At 74.1% G+C, this 24408-nt stretch carries 19 protein-coding genes and 1 riboswitch; of the genes, 9 read left to right on the top strand and 10 right to left on the bottom strand.

The genetic code is table 11. The features are described from left to right. Positions 1 to 333 precede the first annotated feature (333 nt). The 4 genes from DTB53_RS17665 to DTB53_RS17650 form a co-directional block, all read right to left on the bottom strand. Entirely contained in the window at positions 334 to 1581 is a 1248-nt protein-coding gene (locus DTB53_RS17665) for a VWA domain-containing protein (protein ID WP_042496340.1), read from the bottom strand. Between the two features lie 173 nt (positions 1582 to 1754). After that, a complete protein-coding gene (locus DTB53_RS17660; RefSeq protein ID WP_012379406.1) occupies positions 1755 to 4247 on the bottom strand; it encodes a DUF5682 family protein in 2493 nt (830 codons plus the stop codon). Then, positions 4244 to 5368 carry an ATP-binding protein gene (locus DTB53_RS17655; protein WP_012379407.1) on the bottom strand — a complete coding sequence of 375 codons (1125 nt, stop codon included), beginning with the start codon at positions 5366 to 5368 and terminating at the stop codon, positions 4244 to 4246. The genes DTB53_RS17660 and DTB53_RS17655 overlap by 4 nt, the downstream gene beginning before the upstream one ends. 172 nt (positions 5369 to 5540) lie before the next feature. Then, positions 5541 to 6005: a hypothetical protein gene (locus tag DTB53_RS17650; RefSeq protein ID WP_003966856.1), complete on the bottom strand. Its 465-nt coding sequence runs from the start codon at positions 6003 to 6005 to the stop codon at positions 5541 to 5543. A gap of 156 nt (positions 6006 to 6161) precedes the next feature. Between DTB53_RS17650 and DTB53_RS17645 the strand changes: the two genes are divergently transcribed. Both DTB53_RS17645 and DTB53_RS17640 read left to right on the top strand, forming a co-directional pair. Beyond that, positions 6162 to 7568, top strand: coding sequence for an SWIM zinc finger family protein (locus DTB53_RS17645; RefSeq protein WP_042496343.1), 1407 nt, complete (start codon positions 6162 to 6164; stop codon positions 7566 to 7568). Between the two features lie 176 nt (positions 7569 to 7744). Continuing rightward, entirely contained in the window at positions 7745 to 9448 is a 1704-nt protein-coding gene (locus DTB53_RS17640; RefSeq protein WP_012379409.1) for a DUF5691 domain-containing protein, read from the top strand. A 225-nt stretch (positions 9449 to 9673) separates the two neighbouring features. Here the strand turns inward: DTB53_RS17640 and icmB are convergent, their stop codons facing one another. Next, positions 9674 to 10087 (bottom strand): coenzyme B12-dependent isobutyryl CoA mutase small subunit, encoded by a 414-nt coding sequence (gene icmB, locus DTB53_RS17635; protein ID WP_003966859.1) that lies wholly within the window; start codon positions 10085 to 10087, stop codon positions 9674 to 9676. 343 nt (positions 10088 to 10430) lie between these two features. Between icmB and DTB53_RS17630 the strand changes: the two genes are divergently transcribed. Further along, positions 10431 to 11339: a lipase family alpha/beta hydrolase gene (locus DTB53_RS17630; RefSeq protein WP_012379410.1), complete on the top strand. Its 909-nt coding sequence runs from the start codon at positions 10431 to 10433 to the stop codon at positions 11337 to 11339. 205 nt (positions 11340 to 11544) lie between these two features. Next, complete coding sequence (locus DTB53_RS17625) at positions 11545 to 13287, top strand: M23 family metallopeptidase (RefSeq protein ID WP_042496347.1); 1743 nt, start codon at positions 11545 to 11547, stop codon at positions 13285 to 13287. 95 nt (positions 13288 to 13382) lie between these two features. Here the strand turns inward: DTB53_RS17625 and pcrA are convergent, their stop codons facing one another. Further along, positions 13383 to 15824: a DNA helicase PcrA gene (pcrA, locus tag DTB53_RS17620; protein ID WP_003966862.1), complete on the bottom strand. Its 2442-nt coding sequence runs from the start codon at positions 15822 to 15824 to the stop codon at positions 13383 to 13385. 299 nt (positions 15825 to 16123) lie between these two features. Continuing rightward, a riboswitch (cyclic di-AMP (ydaO/yuaA leader) is annotated at positions 16124 to 16290 on the top strand. Here pcrA and DTB53_RS17615 point away from each other — a divergent pair. Continuing rightward, entirely contained in the window at positions 16289 to 17485 is a 1197-nt protein-coding gene (locus DTB53_RS17615) for a C40 family peptidase (protein ID WP_012379412.1), read from the top strand. It overlaps the preceding riboswitch by 2 nt. A gap of 43 nt (positions 17486 to 17528) precedes the next feature. On the opposite strand, the gene DTB53_RS17610 is transcribed toward DTB53_RS17615, so the two are convergent. Continuing rightward, entirely contained in the window at positions 17529 to 17882 is a 354-nt protein-coding gene (locus DTB53_RS17610) for a hypothetical protein (RefSeq protein WP_003966864.1), read from the bottom strand. A gap of 246 nt (positions 17883 to 18128) precedes the next feature. Here DTB53_RS17610 and DTB53_RS17605 point away from each other — a divergent pair, with 246 nt between their 5' ends. Further along, positions 18129 to 19208, top strand: a complete 1080-nt coding sequence (locus tag DTB53_RS17605; protein ID WP_012379413.1) for a C40 family peptidase — start codon at positions 18129 to 18131, stop codon at positions 19206 to 19208. A gap of 41 nt (positions 19209 to 19249) precedes the next feature. Beyond that, the gene (locus DTB53_RS17600; RefSeq protein WP_012379414.1) at positions 19250 to 20020 is read left to right on the top strand and encodes a GNAT family N-acetyltransferase; all 771 of its coding nucleotides are present in this window, start codon (positions 19250 to 19252) and stop codon (positions 20018 to 20020) included. Positions 20021 to 20077: 57 nt separating this feature from the next. Here the strand turns inward: DTB53_RS17600 and DTB53_RS17595 are convergent, their stop codons facing one another. Together DTB53_RS17595 and DTB53_RS17590 are read right to left on the bottom strand one after the other, a co-directional pair. Beyond that, complete coding sequence (locus DTB53_RS17595) at positions 20078 to 20773, bottom strand: LuxR C-terminal-related transcriptional regulator (protein ID WP_003966867.1); 696 nt, start codon at positions 20771 to 20773, stop codon at positions 20078 to 20080. Continuing rightward, complete coding sequence (locus DTB53_RS17590) at positions 20770 to 22056, bottom strand: PspC domain-containing protein (protein ID WP_012379415.1); 1287 nt, start codon at positions 22054 to 22056, stop codon at positions 20770 to 20772. Before DTB53_RS17590 ends, DTB53_RS17595 begins: the two co-directional genes overlap by 4 nt. A 217-nt stretch (positions 22057 to 22273) precedes the next feature. Between DTB53_RS17590 and DTB53_RS17585 the strand changes: the two genes are divergently transcribed. Further along, positions 22274 to 23626 (top strand): PspC domain-containing protein, encoded by a 1353-nt coding sequence (locus tag DTB53_RS17585; protein ID WP_012379416.1) that lies wholly within the window; start codon positions 22274 to 22276, stop codon positions 23624 to 23626. Next, complete coding sequence (locus DTB53_RS37430; RefSeq protein WP_042496350.1) at positions 23613 to 23876, top strand: hypothetical protein; 264 nt, start codon at positions 23613 to 23615, stop codon at positions 23874 to 23876. The genes DTB53_RS17585 and DTB53_RS37430 overlap by 14 nt, the downstream gene beginning before the upstream one ends. Here DTB53_RS37430 and DTB53_RS17575 read toward each other — a convergent pair. Beyond that, a complete protein-coding gene (locus tag DTB53_RS17575) occupies positions 23783 to 24292 on the bottom strand; it encodes a DoxX family protein (protein ID WP_030702502.1) in 510 nt (169 codons plus the stop codon). The two genes, DTB53_RS37430 and DTB53_RS17575, sit on opposite strands and share 94 nt — an antisense overlap. Positions 24293 to 24408 lie beyond the last annotated feature (116 nt).

The following is a 24408-nucleotide window of genomic DNA, read 5'->3' as shown; positions in this document are numbered from 1 at the left end:
GCAACGTGACTGCGCGGTCACAAGGGAGGCGTACACGGTGTCCGAGTACGCGGCATGTCCATCCGGCAGGTTATCCCCGCGCTCCGTGTGACCCTAAATCGCAGATCACACCTGAGCGGTGATAACGGTCACAGGGGGTGGCCGCCCAGGCTCCCGGGCGGGACCGGCCGGGAGCCGGAAGGGGCTGGTCGGAACCGGAGCGCCCGGCCCGGGCCCCTGGGCCGTGTCCTCCGATGGGGTGAACCGTGGGGCCGTCCGGCCCGCGCGGTTCGTCCCCGTCGGAGCCGGCTCGTCGGGACGGGTTCGTCGGAGCCGGTACGCGCACCTCCCCGGTCACCGCTGGACCTCCTCGTCCGGTACGGGCAGTGGCCTCTTCTCGATCGCCGCCGCCATGACGTCCGGGAAGAGATCCGGCGTACAGGCGAACGCCGGTACGCCCAGCGCTCCGAGCGCCGCCGCGTGCTCGTGGTCGTAGGCGGGTGCGCCCTCGTCGGAGAGCGCGAGCAGCGTCACGAACTGCACGCCGGAGGTCTTCATCGCGGCCACCCGCTTGATCATCTCGTCGCGGATGCCGCCCTCGTAGAGGTCGCTGATGAGGACGACGACGGTGTCCGCGGGGCGGGAGATCCTCGACTGGCAGTAGGCGAGCGCCCGGTTGATGTCGGTGCCGCCCCCGAGCTGGATGCCGAAGAGGACGTCGACCGGGTCGTCGAGCCGGTCCGTGAGGTCGACGACCGCCGTGTCGAAGACGACGAGCCGGGTCGAGAGGGTGCGCATGGAGGCGAGCACCGCGCCGAAGACCGAGGCGTGGACGACCGAGGCGGCCATCGAGCCCGACTGGTCGATACACAGGACGACGTCCTTCTTCGTGGACCGGGAGGCACGCCCGTAGCCGACGAGGCGCTCGGGAACGATCGTGCCCCCCGGCGGCGCGCCGCCCTCCCCCGGCAGAGGGAGGTAGTTCTTGAGGTTGGCCCGGACGGTGCGGTTCCAGTCGATGTCCCGGTGACGGGGCCGGCCGGTGCGCGCCGAGCGGTCCAGGGCGCCGGCCAGGGTGGCTCTGGTACGGCTCGCCAGACGCTTCTCCAGGTCCTCGACGACCCTGCGGACCACAGCGCGCGCGGTCTCCTTCGTCGTCTCGGGCATCGCCTTGTTGAGGGAGAGCAGGGAGCCGACGAGGTGGACGTCCGCCTCGACCGCCTCCAGCATCTCCGGTTCGAGGAGCAGATTCGCCAGGCCGAGCCGGTCGATCGCGTCGCGCTGCATGACCTGGACCACGGAGCTGGGGAAGTAGGTCCGGATGTCGCCGAGCCAGCGGGCGACGGAGGGCGCCGAAGCACCGAGGCCCGCCGAACGGCCGCCCGTGCCCCGGCCGCCGGGCTTCTTCGCCGCGCCCCCGCCGTACAACGCCTCCAGCGCACCGTCCATCGCGGCGTCCCGGCCGGTGAGGGCGCGCCCGGTGCTGTCGGCGCCGTCCGCGCCGAGCACCATCCGCCAGCGCCGCAGCCGTTCGGCGTCGGGCACCTGCGGGGCGGAGGGCCGCGCCGCCGTCCCGGGGGCATGCGCCGTCGTGCGTTCCATCGTCTCCCCCGTCGCGTCCGTCGAGCCCGTTCGATCCGTCGGTTCCGTCGAGTCGGCCGAGTCCGTCGAGCCGGTCGGGCCCGTCGGTTCCGTCCCGCCGTAGACCGGTACACCACCGTCCGGTACGCCACCGTCCGGTGCGCACGGGTCCGGTGCGCACGGGCCGTGTGTCGTCATCCCGCTGCCTCCTCGTGCTCCGGTCGGCGGCCGATCAGGAGGCTCAGCACCGGATCCACCGCGTCGGCCCGGGCCCGGTCGAGGCCGGGCCCGAAGCCCCGGGGCGCCTTGCCGGCGTCGTCGCGGCGGGCTCCCCCGGGAACGGTCCCGCGCCGGACCAGCTCGCCCAGCGTGCGCCGTACACCGGGTTCGTACGCGGAGAACGTGCGGCGCAGCAGCGGCAGCACATCGGTGAACATCTCGGCGGGGACACCGGTCAGCCAGGCGTCGACGAGACCGAGCAGCCGCTCGTCGTGGACCAGCAGCAGGCCGCCGCCCGACGCGCCGCCGACGAATCCCTCGATCCAGGCGGCCGCGTCGGCGGGCGGCGTTCCGGGCGAGAGCGCCAGGCCCATCAGCCGGGCCGCCTCGTCCTCGGGCAGCCGCCCCTCGTCCAGGAGCAACCGGGTGGCCCGGCCCCTGATGATCCCGGCGACCGTGTCCCGGGCCGCCAGCTTGCGCAGGACGGCGTCCCAGCGCTCCCGCAGTCCTTCGGCCGGGGACGCACCGGCGAGCAGCAGCCCGATCGCACCGTGCACGGCCTCCACCTGACGGCGCAGCGCCTCGGCGCCGTCGGCGTCGAGGCCGGTGCAGGCGGGCGGCAGGCCGACGCAGATCCGCTCGGCGAGTCCGGCGGCGACCTCCGCGAGCGCCGCCGTGTCCGTGGAGCGGACGTCCCCGTACCGCAGGGAGCGGGCCAGGGCGGGCAGCGCGTCCGCGAGGTGGCCGACGTCCGCGTCGAGTGCGGCCCGGTCGGCGAGCGCCCTCATCACGACGGGCAGCGCGTCGGGCAGTCCGGCCAGGAGGCAGCGTTCGGCGAGTGCGGTGGCGTCGGCCAGCGCGGTCGCCGCCACGGCCCCCGCCTCGGCCTTGGCGGTGGCGGCGGTGAGGACGGTGGTGCCCCACACGCCCGCCTCCGCCACCCGGACGTGCAGTTCCGGTTCCCAGCTCAGCCGCCAGCTCTCGCGGAAGGTGCCGGTGCTGCCCCGGCCCTCGGCCGGCTCGCCCCAGCCGACGTCGAGGAGGCGCAGCCGGTGCAGCAGGCGGCTGCGGGCGGCGTCGGTCTCCTTGCGCAGGTCGAGGTCGAGCGCGCGCTCCGACGCCTCCGGCCTGAGCCGCAGGGTGCGCTGGCTGCGGGTCAGGTCCCGTTGGAGCGGGACGGCGGGGGCGGTGTCCGGCACCTCGCCGAGGGTCTCGCCGACGATCAGCCGGTCCCGGACGAGGGCGAGCGGGACGTCGGACCCCTCGCACATGACGGCCCGCACCGCGTCGGTGGCCTCGCCGAGGCCGGCCAGCGGGCGGCCCCGGAGGGCGGCGAGGGTCTCGGCGAGCCTGACGGCCTCGATGACGTGGGCGGTGGAGACGGGCCGGTCCTCCCCGCGCAGCAGCCCGGCGACCTTGGTCATCCATCGCTCGATCGGCCGGTCGGCGGCGTCGAAGAGGTGCCCGTACCAGCCCGGTGAGTCGACCCCCGCCCCGTATCCGCTGTGCCGGGCGAGCCGCCGGTGGGTCCAGGGCACCCAGGTGAGGCCTGCCTTGACCTTCGGGAGGCCCTTGAGCAGGGCGCGGTCGGCTGCGAGGGTGGTCCGCCCGGCGAGGGCGGGGACGTGCCAGGCGCCGCAGACGACGGCGACGTCGTCCCCGAACTCCTTGCGCGCGGTGCGCAACCGGATCCGCATGTACGCCTCGCGCACCGCGTCCCGGGGGTGCCCGCCGTCGCCGTACGCCTCGCGGAGAGCGCTCATCGCCTCCGCCAGCGCGTCGAAGGGCGCGAGCGCGTCGCCCCGGTCGCGCTCGTCACCCGCGCCGTCGCCGTCGGCCACGTCGACCGTGGCTCGCGGCGGGCCGCCGGCGGGCGTCGTCCCGGTGGGCGGGCGGTGCTCGACGACGTCCTCCCACCAGCGTTCGGGATCGTCGTGTCCGGCGGTCTCGGCGAGGACCCGGATCGGGTCGACGACCGGCGTGGCCTCTTCCCCGTCCCGTCCCCCCGCCGGCTCCTCGCTGCCGACGCCCGGCGCGGGTTCGTCGAACGCGAGGGAGTGGGCGGCGGGGAGGTCGATGAAGCGGACCGGGACGCCGTGGTCGAGAGCCCAGCGGATGGCCACCCACTCGGGCGAGAAGGCGGCCATCGGCCAGAAGGAGGCCCGCCCCGGGTCGTCCACGGCGTGCGCGAGCAGCGCGACGGGGGGACGCATGTGCGGGTCGGCGGCGAGGGGCAGCAGCGCGTCGGCCTCGGGCGGCCCCTCGATGAGCACGGCGGCCGGACGGGCCGCAGCGAGCGCGGCGAGGACCGCGCGGGCCGACCCGGGTCCGTGGTGCCGCACCCCCAGGAGCCAGGGCCCGGCGGCCACGCGGGGCCCCGGCCCGTCCGCCCCGGTCACGGTCACGGCTGCCGCCCCGGGCGGGATCGGCGCCCCGGGCGCCGCCGCCGTCCCGGTGGGGCTCGTCATGCGGACACCTCGCGGCAGGCGCGGTAGAAGTCCTTCCAGCCGTCCCGCTCGCGGACCACGGTCTCCAGATACTCCTGCCAGACCACCCGGTCCGCCGCCGGGTCCCGGACGACCGCGCCGAGGATGCCCGCTGCGACGTCGCCGGGGCGCAGGACGCCGTCGCCGAAGTGGGCCGCCAGCGCGAGACCGTGGGTGACGACGGAGATCGCCTCCGCGGTGGAGAGCGTGCCGGAGGGGGACTTGAGCTTGGTGCGTCCGTCGGCGGTCACCCCGTCACGCAGTTCGCGGAAGACCGTCACCACGCGCCGGATCTCGGTCAGGCCCTCCGGCGCCGCGGGCAGATCGAGCGAGCGGCCGATCTGGTCGACGCGCCGGGACACGATGTCGACCTCGGCCTCCGGGGTGGCGGGCAGGGGCAGTACGACGGTGTTGAAGCGGCGGCGCAACGCGCTGGACAGCTCGTTGACGCCGCGGTCCCGGTCGTTCGCCGTGGCGATGAGGTTGAAGCCGCGGACGGCCTGGACCTCCTGCCCCAGCTCGGGAACCGGGAGCGTCTTCTCGGACAGGATCGTGATGAGCGAGTCCTGCACATCGGCGGGGATACGGGTCAGCTCCTCGACCCGGGCGGTCATGCCCTCGGACATCGCCCGCATCAGCGGACTGGGCACCAGGGCCTCGCGGCTGGGGCCGTGGGCGAGCAGATGGGCGTAGTTCCACCCGTAGCGGACGGCTTCCTCGGGCGTGCCCGCGGTGCCCTGCACGAGCAGCGTCGAGTCACCGCTGACGGCGGCGGCGAGATGCTCGGACACCCAGGTCTTGGCCGTGCCGGGGACGCCGAGCAGGAGCAGCGCCCGGTCGGTGGCGAGCGTGGTCACGGCCACCTCCACCAGGCGGCGCGGACCCACGTACTTCGGCGTGATCACCGTGCCGTCCGGCAGGGTCCCGCCCTGCAGATACGTGGCGACGGCCCAGGGCGAGAGCCGCCAACGTGCGGGCCTGGGGCGGTCGTCGGCGGCTTCGAGCGCCTTCAACTCGTCGGCGAACGCGTCCTCGGCGTGCGGGCGGAGCGCCTCGGCGCCCGTCTCCGGCGCGACGGCCGCGGTGGTTTCGGACACGGTCATGGATCCCCCTCCAGATCGTTCGACCTGATGTGGTTCCCACCGTGCACCATGCCACTGACAACGGGCCCTGACCGCTGGTCAGGGCCCGTTCGGAGACACCCGGGAGGGACTCGGCCACGCCCGCGGGCCCACCGCCGCGGACCCCACGCGCGACGGCCGGCCGGTCAGCCGGTCAGCCGGCGATCGGGGACACGGCGACGCAGCCGCCCGCGGTGAGCATGCCCTCCCCCTTCGCCTCCTTGATGACCTCGCCCTTGTACGTGATGGTGCAGGTGACGTCGGCGCCGCCCGCGTCCAGGGCCATCGGCATGACGGCGGGCGGCATGATGCCGCGCAGCTCGACGGTCTTCTTCCACGGCAGGGTCGGCGAGGTGACGGTCTCCAGCTTGGGGTCCATGGCCTCCCCGCCGCCCCCGTGGTAGGTGATCTCGTCGACGCTCTTGCCGGTGACCTCGTACGTGACCTCGTACTTCTCGTCCACGGCGGTGTCGACCGCCTTGCCGACCGCTTCGTCCACCGACTCGGCCGAGCAGGCGCCGAGGCCGAGCACGAGACCCGCGATCGCGAGGGCGTGGGCCGCGGCGCGTACCGGGCGGGTGGTTCTGGCGGTACGTGCGGTGCGGATGGTGCGGTTCATTCCGGGATCCCCCCTGGATCGGACCGGGCACGGACTCGTTTCCGTACGCCGGAGGTCGCAGAAAAACGTAAGGGAATGGCAAAGTCAAATCCCGGTCCGAGCGGCTGCTTCGCAGGTCGGAGGGGTGTGTCAGTGGCGCCCCCTACCGTCGGAGGCATGCTGCTATCTCACGGGGGAGAACCCTCGCCCACCGGCGGTCCGGTGGCGCGCTGGTCGGTGGAGCAGGTGCTGGCGCTGGCTCCTGACGACGCGTCACGCACGGCGGGTGGGCGACTCGGCGCGGACACCGCGTGGACGGGCACGGGCCACGACACGGCGGGCGCGGTGTGGGGCCTGTGCGGAGGGAGCGGGGGTGCGGCGTACCGCACGGTGGTCGACACCACCGGCCCCGCGTACTCCTGCAGTTGCCCGAGCCGGAAGTTCCCGTGCAAGCACGCGCTGGGGCTGTTGCTGCTCCGGGCGTCCGACGACGCCGCGTTCCGGCCGGGCGAGCCCCCCGACTGGGCCGCCGCATGGGTCGGGGCCCGGCGCGGACGCGCGGCAAAGGAGGGCGGGCCCGCCACGGGCGGTGAGGCCGCCAGAGGCCCCGCCGATCCCGCCGCCGCCAGGAAGCGGGCCGAGCGCCGTGCCGAGCGCGTCACGGGCGGCGCCCAGGAGCTGGAGCAGCGCCTGGCGGACCTGCTGCGCGGCGGACTCGCCGCGACCGACCGTGCGGAGTACGGCCTCTGGGAGGAGACCGCGGCCCGCATGGTCGACGCCCAGGCCCCGGGGCTCGCCGCCCGGGTGAGGGAGCTGGGCGCGATCACCGGGTCCGGCCCGGGCTGGCCGGCCCGCCTGCTGGAGGAGTGCGGTCTGCTCCATCTGCTGGACACGGCCTGGCTGGGCCGGGAGCGGCTGCCCGATCCGCTGGCCGCGACGGTGCGGACGCGCGTGGGACTGCCCGTGTCCCCCGAGGGCGCCCCGGTCCGTGACCACTGGCTGGTCCTCGCGCAGTACGACACCCCGGACGGCAGGATCGTCGCCCGGCGGATCTGGCTGTACGGGCGGGAGTCGGGCCGTACGGCCCTGCTGCTCTCGTTCGGCGCGGCGGGCCGGTCCCCGGCGCCGGCGCTGCCGGTGGGCGCGACCATCGACGCCGAGCTGACGCCGTATCCGGGCGGCGGGCAGCTCCGGGCGGAGCTGGGCGAGCAGTTCGGGACCCTGGCCCCGGCCGGGCCGCCACCGGGGATCGCCGCGTCGGCCGCGCCGGCCGTCTACGGGGACGCCCTGCGGGAGGACCCCTGGCTGGACGCCCGGCCGGTCACCCTGCGCGACGTCATACCCGTGCCGGTGAAGGACGGCTGGCAGTTGGCGGACGCGCACGCCGATTCCGCGCTGCCGATCGCCCCGGCCGCGGTCTCCCGGCCGGGGCTGTGGAAGCTCGTCGCCCTGTCCGGCGGGGGCCCGGTCACCGTGTTCGGCGAGATCGGCCACCGCGGCTTCGACCCGTTCGCGGCCTGGGACCCGGTCCAGGCGGAGGAGGGCGGGGGCGCCCCGGGCGGCTCGATCGTCCCGCTGGTCTGATCCCGTCCCGCCGCCCCGATCCGCCGCCCCGTCGCCCCCATCCGCCGTCCCGCCCCGTCCCGCAGCCCTGTCCTCCCTGTCCCGCCGCCCCGATCCCCCGTCCCGCCTCTGCCCCGCCGCCAGTCCGCCCGCACGCCCCAGTCCGACATCTGCTCGTTCCTGCCGCTGGAGGGGAAATGCCTCGCACGACCGGCCCCACCGCACGGACCGCCACCACCGACGCCCCCTCCCCCGCCGCTGCCGCCGCGCCCACCACCGATACCGCCGCCGCGCGCGCCTCCGTCGGCTCCCTCCCCTGGGAGGAGCTGGTCACCTCGGCGCTGCTGGGCACCGACCGTCGCCCCCCGGCGCCGCGCGGCGGCCCCGCCCCCGTACCGGCCGACGCGCCGCGGGCCCTGCTGGACGCCGCCGCGCGGCACACCGTGCGGCAACGGGCCGGACTGCTGCCGGCCGTGCCGGGGACCCGGCCCGAGCCCGCCGCACGCGACCCCCGCCCGGCGCTCCCCGAGGCCGCCCGGCACCGGCTCGCCCGATTGCTGGCCGACCGTGCCGCGCCCTCGGGCAGCGGTCGGCGCGGCGCCGCCCCCGACCTCACCGAGCTGATACCGCAGTGGCTGGCCACCGCCAACCGGCAGGGCTACCGCGCCCCGGCGGCCCTGTTGCCGGCGCTGCTGGACGCCGCCCGCGCCCGTACGGACCTGCGCCCGCAGGCGCTGGCGTTCGCCGGGCCGCGCGGTCTGTGGCTGGCCGGGCTGAACCCCGACTGGAAGTTCGCCCTGCGGGGCGCGGCGAGCGGGGCGCTCCACCCCGACGTCTCGGACCCGGAAGCGGTGAGCCGGCTGTGGGAGGAGGGGCTGTTCGCGGAGCGGGTCGCCCTGCTCGACGCCGTACGGGCGCAGGATCCGCCCGCCGGGCTCGCCCTGCTCGCCACCACCTGGCCGGCCGAACGGGCCGAGGACCGGCTGATGTTCCTGGACTCCCTGCGGTCCGGGCTCGGGGGCGACGACGAGCCGTTCCTGGAGCGGGCCCTGTCCGACCGCAGCCGCAATGTCCGTGCCACCGCCGCCGAACTGCTCTCCGCCCTGCCCGAGTCGGCGCTCGCCGGGCGGATGGCGGCCCGCGCGATGTCCTGCGTGGGCCCGGACCGCACCGGGGACACCCCCTCCATCGCCGTGGAGGCTCCGCACGAGTGCGACGCGGCGATGCAGCGCGACGGTGTCGCCGCGGTCCCGCCGACCGGCCGGGGCGAACGGTCGTGGTGGCTCGGCCAGTTGGTGGAGGCCACCCCGCTCGGCAGCTGGGAGGAGCGGTTCGGCGGGCGTCCCGCCGAGGAGGTCGTGGCCCTGCCCGTCGCCGACGACTGGGCGGGCGAACTCCACGCCGCCTGGTGCCGGGCGGCCGTGCGGCAGCGGAATCCGCGGTGGTCCCGGGCCCTGCTCGGGCATCCTTCGGCGCCCCCGGCGGACGGGCCCGGGACGGCCTCGATCGCCGAGCGCTCGAAGCTCCTCGCGATCCTGGACCAGGCCGAACGCGCATCCTGGGTGGCCGAGTTCATCGCCGCGCACGGACTCTCGGAGGCATTCCAGCTGCTCGGGGTGTGCACGGTGCCCTGGGCCGGGCCGCTCGGGCGTGCGGTGGTCGACGCCCTCGACATCGCGCGGGACGGCGGCAGCTATCCCTGGAGCTTCAGCGGAGTGATGGGCCTCGCGGAACGCTGCCTGGATCCGGCCGAGGCCGACCGGCTGGAGGTCCTGACGGCCGCGCAGGACGAGCAGGAGGGGGCGTCGCCGGGGGCGGGCGGCTACTGGTCGGAAGCCTTCCAGCGCCTGGTCTCCACCCTGCGGCTGCGCGCCGCGATGGAGGCGGAACTGCTGTCCTGATGTGGCGGGGAGGCAGCCGTGGCGGGCGACGGCGGGAACGCGGGCGGGAACGCGGGCGGGTGCGGGAGCGCCGCGACACGCCCGTGGACGGCCGCGCCCACGGGCTCACCGACGCGCAGGCGCACGGGCGGGCGCGGCGACGGGCCGCCGCGCCCCCGGGGCGGCGGCAGAACCGCCGTCGCCCGCGCGGGCCCCGTGTGCGGCGGGCCCGCCGCGGGGCGGTGGTCAGGCCTGTGCGGCCTGGCGGACGTTGGCGTTGACCCACGTGACGATCTCGGTCGTCGTCGCCCCCGGGGTGAACAGCTCCGCGACGCCCAGCTCCTTCAGCGGTGCGATGTCGTCTTCCGGGATGATCCCGCCGCCGAACACCTTGATGTCCTCCGCCTCCCGGGCCTTCAGCAGCTCGATCACCTTGGCGAACAGCGTGTTGTGCGCCCCGGAGAGGATGGAGAGGCCGATCGCGTCGGCGTCCTCCTGGATCGCCGTGTCGACGATCTGCTCGGGCGTCTGGTGGAGCCCCGTGTAGATCACCTCCATACCGGCGTCCCGCAACGCCCGCGCGATGACTTTGGCCCCGCGGTCGTGGCCGTCGAGTCCCGGCTTGGCCACCACCACACGGATCGGACCGGTCACACCCATCACTGCCTCCACCTGGTCTCCCGCGCCTGAAGGGCCGGGGATGTGAACGAACGTTATCCACAGCATCCCGCAAGGCGCTGTTTCGCGGCAGGCGGGGAGGGGGAAATCACATGTGGGACATGTTCGCCTGACGTCATCGACCCGTCGCGATCGATCGGACACCCCCAGGGGAGCCGCCACGAGGTCGTCGTACCACCGCGCCGCCAGCCGCACGGCACGGTGGTGCGGCCCTTGCGGCCCGCAGGCCCGCGCCTCCCGCGCGGGCACCCCACGGGGGGACACCCCATGAGGGCATGCGGGGACGAGGAGCCGCCTCCCCCGTACGCCAGGCAGGAGGCCGGCCGTGAAGCTCCTCCCCTCCCTCTCCCGCCTGCTTCGCCCACCGGGCCCCCGGCCGCCGTCCGGGCTGCTCGCCGCCACCGCGCTGGAGCTGGCCGTCCTCGCCGGACACCTGGCCGCCTACCCCTTCGGGCTCACCCCGGAGCGCCGCACCGCACCCCGCCCGCCGGTCCGGCCGACGAGCTCCGGCGCCGAGGGCCCGGACCACGCCGGGGCCGCTCCGCCCGGGGCCGCCGCCCTGCCGGTCGCGCCCACCGTCGCGCCGCCGGTCGTCCTGCTGCACGGCTTCATCGACAACCGTTCCGTGTTCGTCGTCCTGCGGCGGGCACTGACCCGGCACGGCCATCGCCACCTGGAAGCCCTCAACTACTCGCCGCTGACCCGCGACGTCCGCACCGCCGCCGAACTGCTCGGACGGCATGTGGAGGACGTCTGCGAGCGCACCGGGCACAGCCGGGTCGACATCGTGGGGCACAGCCTCGGCGGCCTGATCGCCCGGTACTACGTACAACGGCTCGGCGGTGACCGGCGGGTGCGCACGCTGGTGACGCTCGGAACCCCGCACGGGGGGACCGCCGTCGCCCCCGGGGCGGGCGTTCACCCCATCGTGCGTCAGATGCGCGGCGGCTCCTCCGTGATCGAGGAGCTGCGCGCCCCCGCCCCCGGCTGCCGGACCCGGTTCGTCAGCTTCTGGAGCGAGTTGGACCAGCTCATGGTGCCCGTCGCGACCGCCTGCGTCGATCATCCCGATCTCGACGCGGTGAACGTACGCGTCACCGGCATCGGACACCTCGCGCTGCCCGTGCACCCGACGGTGGCCGCCGCCATCCGTGATGCCCTGGAGGCGCCGGAGGCCGGGGAGGACACGAGCACCCCCGCCGCATCCTCCACCGGGACGACGTCTGCGGCCTGAAATAGAACATCAGTCGAACGTAGGGCCAAGGCTGAGCCTGCCGTCCGCCGAAAGACGCTCGATTGCCCGTTTCCTGCGAACGTAAAACCTGTCGAAGATTGTCGTCCTCACATACCGCCGGGTACAGTCGCGGCCACTGCTTCCCCCTGGGATTCCCCTGACCGGGACCCAGAACAGTCCTGCTGCCGAGGCGAGAGAGAAGTTGGTGAACGACCAGCACCCCCACGCCGGGCATGTCGGGTACGACGACCGATCGACCGGCAGCTTCGACACCGACCCGCTCTTCGGCTCCCTGACGGGGGGCCACAGCACCGGTTACGACGCGGGTCACCCCGCCGCCGGATACGGCGACACCACCTACGGCGCCGGTTACGACACGACGTACGCGACCGGACAGCCCGACCAGAGCGGCGCGTACGACTCCGCCGCGTGGAACACCGGCACCGGCGCCCAGCAGACGGTCGCCTACGACGGTTACGCCGCCCAGGAGCAGGCCCCACAGCAGTGGGACACCTCCGGGGCCTGGCAACAGGTCGCCGATCCGAACCCGAGCGGCCAGTGGCCGACCGCCGACACCGGCGCGTTCCCCACCGAGGGCTTCCCCACCGCCCCGTACGGCGCGGACACCGCGTACACCACGGAGGCGTACGGCACCGGGTCCTACGGGCCGGACGCCTACGACACCGGCTCCTACCCGGCCGGTACCGTCTACGGCGCCGACGCCTACGACACCGGGGCGTACCCCGCCGGCGCGTACGGCACGGCGGCCGTCGCCGCCGACACCGGGACGTACGCCACGACCGCCTTCACCACCGGCACGTTCGACGCCGGCCTGAACGACACCGGCTCGCACGACACGGCCGCGTACGCCGACACCGGCGCGTACGCCACCACCGGCTACGGCACGGGGGCGTACGACACGGGCGCCTACGACGCGACCGCGTGGAACTCCGGCGCCACGCCCGGGGACACCGCGTACGAACCCGAACTGACGTCGCACCCACTGTACGAACAGCAGCCGGCCGACGCGGCGACGGCCGTACCGGACGGCACGGCCGAGGAGCCGGACGCCGGCCACCACTCCACCGCCGAGTTCGCCGCCCTCGCAGCGGACGCCGCACCGGAGCCGGAACCCGGGGACGGCTTCCCCGCCCCGCACTCCGTGAACCGCACCGCCGTCCGTCCCCCCGCCCCCCGCAGCCGGGCCCGTCGGCGTACGCCCGCCAAGCGTTCCGCCCTGCTGACCGTCGCGGTGCCCTCCGCCTGTGTGATGAGCGTGGCCGGCATCGCCGCCGCCTCGGTCGGCGGGATGCCCGGCGGCGAGGAGAAGCCGGAGGAGACGACCACGTCGCTCGCGGTGGCCGACCCCAGCACGGTCAAGCCGGTCGCCGCGAACAGCCGGCTGGACAGCCAGCTGGCACAGCTCTCCGAGGGCAGCGACGACTTCCGTGAGCGCGCGAGCCGCACCCAGGAGCGCATCGACCTGCGGGAGCGGCAGGCGGCGGAGAAGAAGAAGCGCGAGGAGGAGGCCGCCCGCCGCGAGGCGCTGCGCCCCAAGTTCGTCCTGCCGGTCAAGCAGCACGGTCTCAGCGCCTACTACGGCCAGGCGGGCGTCAACTGGATGTCCGTGCACTCGGGCATCGACTTCCCCGTCTCGTACGGCACTCCGGTGATGGCCGCGACCGACGGCACCGTGCGCACGCAGCTCAACAGCGCCTACGGGGTCATGGCGATCGTGACCGCCGCCGACGGCACCGAGACCTGGTACTGCCACCTCAGCAGCACCAAGATCCGCTCGGGCCCGGTGAAGGCCGGCGACGTCATCGCGTACTCCGGGAACTCGGGCAACTCCACCGGCCCGCACCTGCACTTCGAGGTCCGGCCCGGCGGCGGCTCGGCGATCGACCCGCTGGCGTGGCTGCGCAGCAAGGGCGTCGACCCGACCTGACACGGCGGCCACGGAACGGCATCACGGAAAGCGGGTGGCAGGGCCTCGGCCCCACCACCCGCTTTCCGTCTGTCCGTCCCCGGCCCGGCCCCCGTCTACAGCTTCTCGACCGGCGCGTACCGCAGCAGCAGCTTCTTGGGGCGCTCGTCGCCGAAGTCGACCGTCGCCTTGGCCTGGTCGCCGAACCCCTCGACGGCCGTCACCGTGCCGAGCCCGAACTGGTCGTGCGTGACCCGGTCCCCGGCCACCAGGGTGACCGTGGGCTTCTCCGCGCCGCCGCGCCGGGTCGCGAACCCCGAGGGGCCGGAGCGGGAGCGCGAGGAGGACAGCGAGGACGTGATGCCGGAGGTGGGACCGGCGGGGGCGGCCATCGGCCCCTTGCGCCGCCAGTCCAGGTGCGCTTCCGGGATCTCCTCCAGGAACCGCGAGGGCGGGTTGTACGAGGGCTGGCCCCAGGCACTGCGCATCGCGGCCCGGGTCAGATAGAGCCGTTCGCGGGCGCGGGTGATGCCGACGTACGCGAGGCGGCGCTCCTCCTCCAGCTCCTTGGTCTGACCGAGGGCCCGCATGTGCGGGAAGACGCCGTCCTCCATGCCCGTGAGGAAGACGACCGGGAACTCCAGCCCCTTCGCCGTGTGCAGCGTCATCAGCGTGATGACCCCGGAGCCGTCCTCGTCCTCGTCGGGGATCTGGTCGGAGTCGGCGACGAGCGCGACCTTCTCCAGGAACTCCGCGAGCGTGCCCGCCCCCTCCTCGTCGCCGCGCTCCTGCTCGAATTCGAGGGCGACGGCGGCGAGTTCCTGGAGGTTCTCGATGCGGGTCTCGTCCTGGGGGTCGGTGGAGGCCTGGAGCTCGGCGAGATAGCCCGTGCGCTCCAGGACGGCCTCCAGCACGACGGCGGGGCCGGCGCCGGACTCGACGATCGTGCGCAGCTCCTCCATCAGCGTGTTGAAGCGCTTGACGGCGTTGGAGGAGCGGGCGGCCATGCCGTACGCCTCGTCGACGCGGCGCAGCGCCTGCGGGAAGGAGATCTTCTCCCGCATCGACAGGGCGTCGATCATGGCTTCGGCGCGGTCGCCGATGCCGCGCTTGGGGACGTTGAGGATGCGGCGGAGCGGGACGGTGTCCTCGGGGTTGGCGAGGACGCGGAGGTAGGCCAGGACGTCCCGGACCTCCTTGCGCTCGTAGAAGCGCACGCCGCCGACGACCTTGTAGGGCAGGCCGACGCGGATCAGGATCTCTTCGAAGACACGGGACTGGGCGTTGGTGCGGTAGAAGACGGCGACGTCGCCCGCCTTGGCGTCGCCCGCGTCGGTGAGCCGGTCGATCTCGTCGGCGACGAACTGCGCCTCGTCGTGCTCGGTGTCGGCGACATAGCCGGTGATGCGGGCGCCGGAGCCGGCGTTGGTCCAGAGGTTCTTCGGGCGGCGGCTCTCGTTGCGCTCGATGACGGCGTTGGCGGCGGAGAGGATCGTCTGCGTGGAGCGGTAGTTCTGCTCCAGGAGGATCGTCGTCGCGCTCGGGTAGTCCTCCTCGAACTGGAGGATGTTGCGGATGGTCGCGCCCCGGAAGGCGTAGATCGACTGGTCCGCGTCGCCGACCACGCACAGCTCGGCGGGGGCGTCGTTCTCCCCGGCCGGGCCGACCAGCTCCCGCACCAGCGTGTACTGGGCGTGGTTGGTGTCCTGGTACTCGTCGACGAGGACGTGGCGGAAGCGGCGGCGGTAGTGCTCGGCGACGTCCGGGAAGGCCTGGAGGAGGTGGACCGTCGTCATGATGATGTCGTCGAAGTCCAGGGCGTTGGCCTCGCGGAGGCGGGCCTGGTAGAGCGCGTACGCCTGGGCGAGGGTCTTCTCGAAACCGTCGGCCGCCTGCCCGGCGAAGGTCTCCTCGTCGATGAGCTCGTTCTTGAGGTTGGAGACCTTGGCGGTGAAGGACTTCGGCGGGAACTGCTTCGGGTCCAGGTCGAGGTCGCGGCAGACCAGGGCCATGAGGCGCTTGGAGTCGGCGGCGTCGTAGATCGAGAACGACGAGGTGAAGCCGAGCTTCTTCGACTCGCGGCGCAGGATGCGGACGCACGCGCTGTGGAAGGTCATGACCCACATGGCGTTGGCCCGGGGGCCGACGAGCTGCTCGACGCGCTCCTTCATCTCGCCCGCGGCCTTGTTGGTGAAGGTGATCGCGAGGATCTGCCCGGGGTGCGTCCCGCGCTCGGCCAGCAGGTGGGCGATGCGGTGGGTGAGCACCCGGGTCTTGCCGGAGCCGGCCCCGGCGACGATGAGCAGCGGGGACCCGGCGTGCACGACGGCGGCGCGCTGCTCGGTGTTCAGCCCGTCGAGCAGGGCGGCGGAGTCGATCGCCGGGCGCGGGTGACCGTCCCGGTAATACCCGTCGCGGGGCGGCGGGGGCGCGTCGTAGACGCCCTCGAAGAGTCCCTCCGGCACCGCTTCGGGCGCGTGGTCCTCGGGGGGCGGCGGGGGGCCGTCCTCCGCGGGCTGGAGGCCGGTCAGGAAGTTGTCGTCAAAGAGGCTGCTCATCGCCTCCCGAGTTTAGAGGGCCGCACTGACAACGTTCCGCCGAAGGCGGGAAGCGGCGGGAAGCGGCTTCCGGGCCGCCGCGGACCGGCCGCCGACACGCCCGCGACGGGTACGGACGGAGAGCGGACGTCGACGTTCCGTGAAGGAGTCCCCGGTCGGAGGGGGTGCCGGACCCCGGATCCGGAAAGGTCACGAAAATGTATCGGGCATATCGCTCATCGTCCTTCCCAGCGGCGGGGCCGGTTGGCTAGCGTGCTCGGTCAGGTGGCCCGTACCTCCCTGAGGCGAACCACGCCTGACGGGCGCCTCCGCCGAATCCGCCCTGCCGCCCTGGCAGTCCGGAACCGGGGACCCACACGCAGCACCGGGGTGAATCGGTCCGTGCCCTGGCATCCGGACCGTAGGACAGCCTTCCGTTCCGTCCGAACCCGACAGCTAACCCGGTAGGCGGTCCACGGAAGGAGATGCCGGTCTTGGCATCGCATCGCAAGCCGCGCGCGAAGGTGCGCACCACGACCCCCGCCGTCGGGCTCACGACGGCCGCGCTGGCCTCCGTGACGCTGCTCTCCACGCAGAGCGCCACGGCGGCCCCGGCGGAGCCGAAGCCCGCCGTGGAGGAAGTGCGGAACAAGGTCGACGCCCTGTACCGGCAGGCGGGCGCCGCGACCCAGGAGTACAACCGGGCCAAGGCCGCCTCCGCCTCCCAGCGGGCCAAGGTCGACACGCTGCTCTCGGACGTGGCGAAGCGGACCGAGCAGATCAACGAGGCGCGCCGGGCGCTGGGCTCCTACGCGGCGGCCCAGTACCGCAACGGCGGCATCGCGCCCATGGCGACGTTCCTCCTGGCGGAGAATCCGCAGGGGTACTTCGACCAGAGCCGGCTGATGGACCGGGCCACGGAGCGGCAGCAGAAGGCCGTCGACGAGGTCCGCAAACAGCAGGCCTCGGCGGCGAAGCAGCGCGCGGAGGCGGTCGAGAGCCTGGAGACCCTCACCGAGACGCAGGCCGCCCTCGCCTCCAGCAAGAAGGACGTGCAGAGCAAGCTCACCGAGGCCCGGGGCCTGCTGTCGAGGCTGACCGCCGAGGAGAAGGCGCGGCTGGCGGAACTGGAGCGCGAGAAGGAGGCCGAGGCCAAGGAGAAGGCGGCGCGGCTGGCGGCCCGGCAGGCCGCCGAGGCGAAGGAGAGGGCGGCGGCCGAGGAGAAGGCCCGCGAGGAGGCGGCGAAGGAGTCCGGCGGCGGTTCGGGCCCGGGCTCCGGCTCCGGTACGGGAACGGACCCGGGCACCGGCTCGGGTGCGGGCAGCGGTTACGCCGCCAAGGCGGAGAAGGTCCTGGCCTTCGCCCGCGCCCAGATCGGGAAGCCGTACGTGTGGGGCGCCTCGGGCCCGTCCAGTTACGACTGCTCGGGGCTGACGCAGGCGGCCTGGCGGGAGGCCGGCGTGGACCTGCCCCGGACGACCTGGGACCAGGTGAAGATCGGGACGCGGGTCGCCACGTCCGACCTGCGGCCCGGCGACCTGGTCTTCTTCTACGACGACATCAGCCACGTCGGCATCTACAAGGGCGACGGGATGATGATCCACGCCCCGAAGCCGGGCGCGAACGTGCGCGAGGAATCGATCTACTCCATGCCGATCCACGGAAGCGTGCGCCCGGCGTGACGCGCGCCGGGGGCGACCCTTCGGCGGCCGCCCCCGGGGAGGCTCAGGTCCAGACCGTGGCGATGAAGATGTTGGCGGCCGTCAGTCCGCCGACCGCGGCGAACGCGCCCTTGTCCACCGTCTCGTCGTCCCGCTTGACGTAGACGAGGGCGAGGATCACGACCAGCAGCGCGAGCTTGATGCCGATCTTGACGTTGTTCACGGTCTGGTCGTCGGCCTGGTTGAGTCCGACCAGGGCGATGCCGGTGACGAGCATGGTCAGCGCACCGTGCAGCATGGCGGGGGTGAAGCGGGCGGTGCCCGCCCCCATGGCCTTCATCTGCGTCAGGAAGCCGCCCAGCAGGGAGGCGATGCCGATGATGTGCAGGGCGACGAAGACATTGATGAGTACGTCCATGGTTCCGGAGCCTAACCATGGCCAAGGTTTTACCTTTCAGTGAGGCAAACCTTCCTTGTGCGCCCTCTCCGGCATTGACCGTGTTGCCCTGATATATGGGCGTATCGATGATCAACCGTGAGCGAGGAAACGTCACATCAGGGCAATTGCAGTCAGGGCGACTCTTTTCCCGGCACCGGGATTAGCGTCCTTCACGGACCCGCAGGTATCCCCCGGCGGGCAGCCGACAGGAAGGATGCCGCCCCCGTGGCAGCGCACCGCAGGTCAGCCCACCGAAAACCGAAGCAGGGCCCGCTCGGCGGCCCGGCTGCCCGCACCGCCGCCGGCCTGGCGCTCGCCGGGGCCGCCACCGCGGGATCGGTCACGGGGGCGGGCGCGGCCCCCGCCGAACCGGCCCCCACCGCCGCGCAGGTCAGGGCCGAGGTCGACCGGCTCTACCACGACGCCGAGGTCGCCACCGAGAAGTACAACGGGGCGAAGGAGGCGGCGGCCACCGCCACCCGCGCCGTCGACGCCCTCACCGACGAGGCCGCCCGTCGCACCGCCCGCCTCAACACCGCCCGGCACGCACTCGGTTCGCTGGCCACCGCGCAGTACCGCGGCGGCGCCCTGGACCCGGCCCTGCAACTGGCGCTCTCCTCCGACCCCGACGCCTTTCTGCGACGCGCCTCCTACCTCGACCGGGCGGGCGACCGGCAGAGCGGCCTCCTGAGCGGCATCCGGCGCCAGGTCTCCCAGCTCACCCGCGTCAAGGCCCGCGCCGACCAGGAGACGGAACGCCTCGCCGCCCGCCGCGCCGAGCTGCGCGAACACCGCACGGCGATCCGCGCCAAGCTGGCCGACGCCCGCAGGCTGCTGGACACCCTGACCGCCGACGAACGCGCCGCCCACGAACGCTCCGCCGACGCCCGGCACGGCGGCGGCCCGGCCCGCGCCGACCGCTCGGCCGTCCCCGGCGGTCCGGTCGCGGCCCCCGGCTCCCGCGCCGCCCAGGCCGTCGACTTCGCCCGCGGCGCGATCGGCAAGCCGTACGTCTGGGGCGCGACGGGCCCGAACGCCTTCGACTGCTCGGGCCTGACCCAGGCCGCCTGGAAGGCGGCGGGCGTGAGCCTGCCGCGCACCACCTACACCCAGATCAACGCCGGCCCCCGGATCGCCCGCTCCGAACTGGCCCCGGGCGACCTGGTGTTCTTCTACTCCGGGATCAGCCACGTCGGCCTCTACATCGGCGGCGGCCAGATGATCCACGCCCCGCGCCCCGGAGCGCCGGTCCGCATCGCGCCCGTCGATGACATGCCTTTCGCCGGGGCGACCCGGGTGGCATAGTCCGCCGCGCCGGATCCCTCTCCCGCCGAAGGAACTCCCGTATGACGTCGATGGCGACCGCCGTCCAGGACTACGCCCGGGCGCTCGCGCTGCTCTCCCCCGACCACTACCGGGTGGGCCCGTTCACCGTCCGGCACAACCCGGGGTGGGAGCTGAAGTACGCCAACTACGCCATCCCCGACCAGGACGCGGAGCCCACGGCGGACGAGGTGGCGGCCCTGGTGGACGCCTTCGGGGCCCACCGACGGCTTCCCCGCCTGGAGTTCCTGCCCGCCTGGGCCCCGGCCGTCGAACCGGCCCTGATCGCAGCGGGTTTCAGCGTGGAGAACCGCGCACCGCTGCTCGCCTGCGGACACGAGGACCTCCGGCCGCCGAAACCGGTCGACGGACTCCGCATCGGCACACCGGTCACCGAGGCGGAGTTCACCGAGGCCGCCCGCGTCCAGCACCACGGCTTCGGCGGCGAGGGCGAGCCCGAGCCGGGGGCGACCGACTGGTTGCGCGCGGCCGCCACCGGCGACGGGGTCGCGGCACTGGCCGTCCTCGACGGCGCGCCGGCCGGGGTCGGCGGCTGCTCGGCCGCGATCGACGGCCTGAGCGAACTGGCCGGACTCGCCGTCGCCGCCCGGCACCGCCGCCGGGGCGTGGGCGCCGCGCTCTCCGCGTGGCTGACGGAACGGGCCTTCGCCCAGGGCTGCCGGACGGTCTGGCTGGAGCCCGGCGACGCCGACGTCGAACGGGTCTACGCGGGCATCGGCTACCGCCGGATCGGCGAGAAGGTCAACATCTCGCTCGAACCGTCCGGCGGCTGAGCCACGGCCTCGCCCCGACCGGTGCGCCCGGCCCGGCGCGACCGGTGCGCCGAGGCCTCAGACCAGCCGTCGAGCCGTCGCCCACCGGGTCAGTTCGTGCCGGTTGGAGAGCTGGAGCTTCCTGAGGACCGCCGAGACGTGCGACTCGACCGTCTTCACCGAGATGAACAGCTGCTTGGCGATCTCCTTGTAGGCGTACCCGCGGGCGATCAGCCGCAGCACCTCGCGCTCGCGCTGGGTGAGGCGGTCCAGGTCCTCGTCGACCGGCGGGGCGTCCGTGGAGGCGAAGGCGTCCAGCACGAAGCCGGCCAGGCGGGGCGAGAAGACCGCGTCGCCCTCCTGGACCCGGAAGACCGAGTTCACCAGGTCGGTGCCGGTGATCGTCTTGGTGACATAGCCGCGCGCGCCGCCCCGGATGACGCCGATGACGTCCTCCGCGGCGTCCGACACGGACAGCGCGAGAAAACGGACCGGGTTCTCCGCCGCACCCATCAGGGGGGCGCAGCGGCGGAGCACCTCGACACCGCCGCCGCCGGGGAGGTGGACGTCGAGGAGGACGACCTCGGGGCGGGTCGCCGTGATCACGGTGACCGCCTGGTCGACGTCGGCCGCCTCGCCGACCACCTCGACGCCGGTCTCCTCGGTGCGGCCGATCTCGGCCTGCACCCCGGTGCGGAACATCCGGTGGTCGTCGACGAGCACGACCCGTACCCGTCGCTCCGGGCCCCCGGTGGCTTCGGTGTTCTCGGTCATTCGCTCGCCCTCTCCATCTCCAGCTCGACCTCGGTGCCCCCGCCGGGCACCGAACGCAGCCGGGCGGTCCCGCCGTTGCGCTGCATCCGGCCGATGATTGATTCTCGTACGCCCATGCGGTCCCCGGGAACCTCGTCCAGGTCGAACCCCGGACCCCGGTCCCGTACGGAGACGAAGACCGTACGGCCCTCGACCTCGGCGAAGACCTGGACCGCCCCGCCCTCGCCACCGTACTTGGCGGCGTTGACCATCGCCTCGCGCGCGGCCTGCATCTGCGCGGCCAGCCCCTCGTCGAGGGGGCAGTCGCCGACCACCACGACCTCCAGCGGGACACCGTGCTTGTCCTCGACCTCGGCGGCGGCCCGCTTGACCGCCTCCGCCAGGGTCTCCGGCTCGTCGTCCTCGTCCTTGCCGGTGCCCTCGGGGTTGTAGAGCCAGTTGCGCAGCTCGCGCTCCTGGGCGCGGGCCAGGCGTCTGACCTCGCCGCCGTCGTCGGCGTTGCGCTGGATCAGGGTGAGGGTGTGCAGCACGGAGTCGTGGACGTGGGCGGCGACCTCGGCCCGTTCCTGGGCGCGGATGCGCATCAGGCGCTCCTCGGAGAGGTCCTGGGTCATCCGCACCAGATACGGGCCGGCGAGCAGGGCGATGCCGGTGAGCACGGCGATGGCGGCGGTGAGCACGTTGCCGAGCTGGGCGGCCGAGCCGCGCACCACCAGGAACACGGCGAGGCCGAGGCCGACGAGGGCGACTCCGGCGAGGCCGCGGGCCAGGTGCAGCAGCCTGCGGTTGCGGCCGGTCTCCATCCAGCGGGCGCGACGGGCGTTGTCCGCCTGCCGCCAGACCAGGACGGAGCCCGCGCCGATCAGGAGGGTGGGCCAGATGTAGCGGTCGGCCTCGCTGCCCATGTCGACGTTGACGACGAACGCGATCGCCCCGATGGTCAGGGCGACCAGCGCGAAGAACTGGCCGCGGTCCGGTTTGCGGAGCTTGCGGCGGCCGTCCGCCGAGGTCTCGAACACGGAGCGCGGGGCGTCGACGCCGCCGACCCCGAGCGGCACGACGATCCAGAACACCGCGTAGAGCACCGCGCCGAGGCCGTCGGTGAGGAACAGCCCGAGGAAGAGGAACCGCACCCAGGCCACGGGCAGCCCGAGGTGCCCGGCGAGGCCACGCGCGACGCCGCCGAGCAGCCGGCCGTCGGCGCTGCGGTAGAGCTTGCGCGGTGCGGGCTCCTCCGGGTCGGCGGGGCGGGAGCTGGCGGCTCGGGCGGTGGCGGCTGGCATACCCCGATCGTCACACGCGCGGGCGCGGAGCTGCATCAGGGTCGGCCCCCGAAGTGACCCTGAGGCTTTCCCCAGCGCACGCCTGACGGCAGCTCCCCTCCCCCGCTCCGCCCGGCACGTGCGCCCCGGCCCTTCAGGGGCGTACGCGGGCAATATCAGGGACCGTCCAGGGTCGGCGCGGGTCCCGGCGGGCGGTTCGGACCGTCACCATGGAGGCATGACCGCTCCCTCGGACGCCGCCCCCGGCGTCGCGCCCCCCGAAGCGCCGAAGCCGACGCTGCGGCGCACCCCGCGACAGAAGGTCGTCGCCGGGGTGTGCGGCGGACTCGGCCGGTACTGCGACGTGGATCCGGTGATCTTCCGGATCGTGCTCGGCGTGCTGTCGGCGACCGGCGGCATCGGTCTGATCTTCTACGGCTTCGCGTGGCTGCTGCTGCCGGCGGACGGCGACGACGAGAACGAGGCGCGCAAGCTGCTCTCGGGACGGGTCGACGGGGCGTCGCTGGTCGCGCTGCTGCTGGCGCTGATCGGCTGCGGGCTGTTCCTGTCGATGCTGCACAACCGGGGCATGCTGGCGTTCGCCGCGCTGCTGACGCTCGCCGTCGTCGGCTTCTCCGTGTGGACGCAGAACCGGCGGACGGCGGCGGCCCCGGAGGATCCGGCGCATCCGCCCGGCGCGCCGGCCGCCCCGCCCGGCCCCGCGCACACCGGGGGGCTCGGCACCCCGCCGCCGGAGGTGAAGGCCCCGCCGACGCCGGGCGGTCCGTCGTGGTGGCGGGACCCGATCGTCAAGGACGGGACCACGGGCCCGGTCGGCTCCGGCTATCTGTGGGGTCCGTCGGACACGGACCCCGGCGCGGCGCGCGCCGGGGCGAAGGCCGGGCGCCCCACGCCGGACGCCCCGTTCCTGAGGCCGCAGCCGTCGCCCGTGGCACGCGGGCCACGCTCCATCGGCGGTCCGGTCTTCCTCACGGCGCTGGTGGCGGGCGGCCTCGGCACCGGGCTGAGCTGGGAGCACCAGCCGCTGGGCACCGCCCTCCAGATCGGCCTGGTCGCCGCTCTCGCCGTCTTCGGGCTCGGTCTGCTGATCGCCTCGTCGCTGGGGCGGACCGGTTTCGGCACGGTCCTGATGGCGATGGTCACGGCGGGTCTGCTGGCGGGCGCGGCGGTGCTGCCGAAGGACATCGACACGTCGTGGGCGCGTCAGCAGTGGCGGCCGGCCTCGGTGTCCGCCGTCGAGCCGCACTACCGGCTGAACACCGGCGACGCCCGGCTGGACCTGTCCGGGCTGAAGGTGCCCAGGGGGGAGACGGTGCGCACGGGGCTCGACGTGGCGGCGGGGCGGGCGGCCGTCGTCGTCCCGGAGGGGGTGACGGTGAAGGTGCGCGCCGAGGCGGGCCTCGGGGAGATCCGGCTGGAGGAGGGGCAGCGGGTCCAGGTGCGGATCAACAGCGACGAGGCGAAGCAGCGGACGCTGCCGCCGCCCGCGGGCGCCCAGCCCGCCGGAACGATCGAACTGGTGCTGGAAGTCGGCATCGGACAGGTGGAGGTCACCCGTGCTGCGTCATGAGTTCCGGCCCGGCCGCGCGGTGGCGGGCCTGACGATGCTGGGCCTGGCCGGCGGGTACGCGGCCGACGCCGCCGGGGCGTGGGAGGTCCCGTGGACGTTCTTCCTGCCGGTGTTCCTCGGGGGGCTGTGGCTGGCCGCGACGGTGACGTGGGCCGCCTACATGCTGCGGCGGCGGCGCGAGGCGAGGAAGGCGTCGGCGGAGAACACGGAGGCGCCCGCGAGCACCAGCGGCAGCCACGCCATCAGATAGGGCAGGTCGTTGCCGTAGTAGTACGGGGTGGCCTGCCAGCTCACGGTCAGCCAGAGGCTCAGCGAGATCAGTGCGCCGCCGAGCGCCGCGAGCCGGGCCCAGAGGCCGACGAGGGTGCCGAGGCCGACGAGGAGTTCACCGATCGCGATGGCGTAGCCGAAGCCCACGGGGCTTTTCAGCGCCAGGTCGACGAGGGCGGGGATCGCGGAGGAGTCGCGCACGCCGCGCATCATCTCGCCGATGGAGCCGTTGCCGGTCGCGGACAGGAACGCGCTGTCCGTGAGCTTGTCGAGGCCCGCGTAGACGAAGGTGACGCCGAGGAAGATCCGCAGCGGCAGCAGGGCGTACGTGCCCGCCTGCTCCCTCGGTGTCCTGCGCTCGCCCGGACCGTACGATCCGCCGCCGTAACCGTTCATCACCGCTGCCCGCTTCCCGAAGTCCCGTCACCTCGACCATACGCACGCGCCGGGCACGCCGCTCACCAGGGCCGGGAGGTGGGCGGCGGCGGGGATGCGTCCCCGGGGGGCCGGAG

Source organism: Streptomyces griseus (genome assembly GCF_900460065.1).
Lineage (GTDB): Bacteria > Actinomycetota > Actinomycetes > Streptomycetales > Streptomycetaceae > Streptomyces > Streptomyces griseus.
This window is presented reverse-complemented; position numbering and strand designations above follow the sequence as displayed.